The organism is Dietzia sp. SYD-A1 (genome assembly GCF_015356725.1).
GTDB lineage: Bacteria > Actinomycetota > Actinomycetes > Mycobacteriales > Mycobacteriaceae > Dietzia.
The window spans coordinates 1-2635 of the sequence record NZ_JADDKI010000596.1 but is presented as its reverse complement, the minus strand read 5'-3'; the positions used below and the strand labels follow the sequence as shown (position 1 = coordinate 2635).

Below are 2635 nucleotides of genomic sequence, written 5' to 3'. Positions count from 1 at the left end.
GTCCAACAGCGCCGCGAGCGCGCGCGCCCGGCGGCCGTGCCGCCCGCGGTACGACCGCGCGGGATCCACGCTCCTCAGGCCGCGGATGCGCTCCGTCGGGCCGGTTTTCCACATGCAACGGATCGTACTGGCCCGTAGGCTCGCCCCCATGTCTCCGATGTCGCGCCACCGGGCTGACCAACTTCATGCCGACCCACACCAGGCCGACCCGCACCCGTCCGATCCCCGGCACCCCGATCCCCGGCACGCGGAGCCCGAGCTCACCGACGACGGGCACGTGGTCGAGCCCAGCGCCGACAGCTACCGGCACGCGGCCGAGCTCGAGATCGATCGAGACTGGTACAAGTCCGCGGTCTTCTACGAGGTCCTGGTCAGGGCGTTCAACGACTCGGACGGCAACGGCACCGGAGACCTGCGCGGGCTCACGGAGAAGCTCGACTACCTCGAGTGGCTCGGGGTGGACTGTTTGTGGCTGCCGCCGTTCTACGACTCGCCGCTGCGCGACGGCGGATACGACATCCGCGATTTCCGCGCCGTGTTGCCCGAGTTCGGCACCGTCGAGGACTTCGTCGAATTCCTCGACCAGGCCCACCAGCGGGGCATCCGGGTGATCACCGACCTGGTGATGAACCACACCTCCGACACCCACGCCTGGTTCACCGAGTCGCGCTCCGACCCCACCGGGCCGTACGGGGACTTCTACGTGTGGTCCGACGACGACACCCGGTACCCGGACGCCCGCATCATCTTCGTCGACACCGAGACGTCCAACTGGACCTACGACCCGGTGCGGGGGCAGTTCTACTGGCACCGCTTCTTCTCCCACCAGCCCGACCTCAACTACGACAATCCCGAGGTCCAGGACGCGATGATCGACGTCCTGCGCTTCTGGCTGGACCTGGGGATCGACGGGTTCCGACTGGACGCCGTGCCGTACCTCTTCGAGCGCGACGGCACCAACTGCGAGAACCTGCCGGAGACCCACGAGTTCCTCCGCAGGTGCCGGGCGGTGGTGGACGAGGAGTACCCCGGGCGGGTCCTGCTGGCCGAGGCCAACCAGTGGCCCGAGGACGTGGTCGAGTACTTCGGCGAGCCCGAGGTGGGCGACGAGTGCCACATGGCCTTCCACTTCCCGCTGATGCCGCGGATCTTCATGGCGGTGCGGCGCCAGTCCCGGTTCCCGGTCACCGAGATCCTCGCGCACACCCCCGACATCCCCTCCTCGGCGCAGTGGGGCATCTTCCTGCGCAACCACGACGAGCTGACGCTCGAGATGGTCACGGACGAGGAACGCGACTACATGTACGCCGAGTACGCCAAGGACCCACGGATGAAGGCCAACATCGGCATCCGGCGGCGCCTGGCCCCGCTCCTCGATGGCGACCACAACCAGTTGGAACTGTTCTCGGCGCTGCTGCTCAGCCTGCCCGGGTCGCCGGTGCTCTACTACGGCGACGAGATCGGGATGGGCGACAACATCTGGCTCGGCGACCGTGACGCCGTCCGCACACCCATGCAGTGGAGCCCCGACCGCAACGCCGGCTTCTCCCGCTGCGACCCGGGCCGGCTGTACCTTCCGGTGATCATGGACCCGCAGTACGGGTACCAGGGGGTCAACGTGGAGGCGCAGCTCAACTCCACCGCCAGCCTGCTGCACTGGACGCGTCGCATGATCCACGTGCGCAAGAGCCACCCCGCGTTCGGACGCGGTGAGTTCGTCGACCTGGGTGGGTCCAACCCGAGCATCCTGGCCTACCTCCGGACGATGGGGTCCCCCGAGGAGGACCCGCAGGCGGACGTGATCCTGTGCGTCAACAACCTCTCGCGGTTCCCGCAGGCCGTGCGTCTGGACCTGTCCGAGTTCGCCGGCCGCCGACCCACCGAGCTCACCGGCGGCGTCCCGTTCCCCGAGATCGACGCCGACCCGTATCAGCTCACCCTCCCCGGGTACGGCTTCTACTGGCTGGAACTGCGCAGTCCCACCGAGACACCGGCATGAGAGGCACGCCATGAGCATCCCCCCGGTCGACGACGACACCATGGTCACCCTGCTGACCGACTGGCTTCCCGCGCAGCGGTGGTTCGCGGGCAAGGGCCGGCGCCTGTCCGCGGTGCGGATCGCCCGGCGCGCGGTCCTGCTGGACCACGAGGACGTCCTGGTGGAGCACGTGCTGGTGGACGTGGAGGTGGACGGCCGACCGCAGCGCTACCAGGTCCCGCTGGCCACCGCGGAGTCCCTGCCCGACGACCGCCGGACGCTCCCCCTGACCCCGGAGGGCGCCTCACCGGTCGTCTACGACGGACTGCGCGACCCGCGCGGGACCGAGTCACTCGTGACCCACCTGGCCGCGCAGGACCTCGTGGGGGGTCTGCGATTCCGCCTGGTGGAGGGTGCCCCGGCCCCTGAGCCCGTCCGCGGGAGGCTGCTCGAGGGCGAACAGTCCAACTCGTCCCTGGTGTTCGGCGACGATCTCATGGTCAAGGTGTTCCGACTGGTCCAACCCGGCCTGAACCCCGACGTGGAGCTCCACGCCGCGCTGGCTGACCGGCAGTGCCCCGCCGTCGCCTCGCTTCGGGGCTGGGTGGAACTCGACGACGACGAGGTCGACGGGAACGGGGCCGACGGGGGCGGGGC

General features: G+C 69.5%; 1 protein-coding gene and 1 pseudogene. Both read left to right on the top strand.

The window, feature by feature from the left end; genetic code table 11:
* Window positions 1-157: 157 nt before the first annotated feature.
* Window positions 158-1999, top strand: a complete 1842-nt coding sequence (treS, locus tag IY392_RS17545; RefSeq protein ID WP_228549585.1) for a maltose alpha-D-glucosyltransferase — start codon at window positions 158-160, stop codon at window positions 1997-1999.
* Window positions 2000-2009: 10 nt separating this feature from the next.
* Window positions 2010-2635, top strand: a pseudogene (locus IY392_RS17540) (hypothetical protein); the annotation flags it as partial.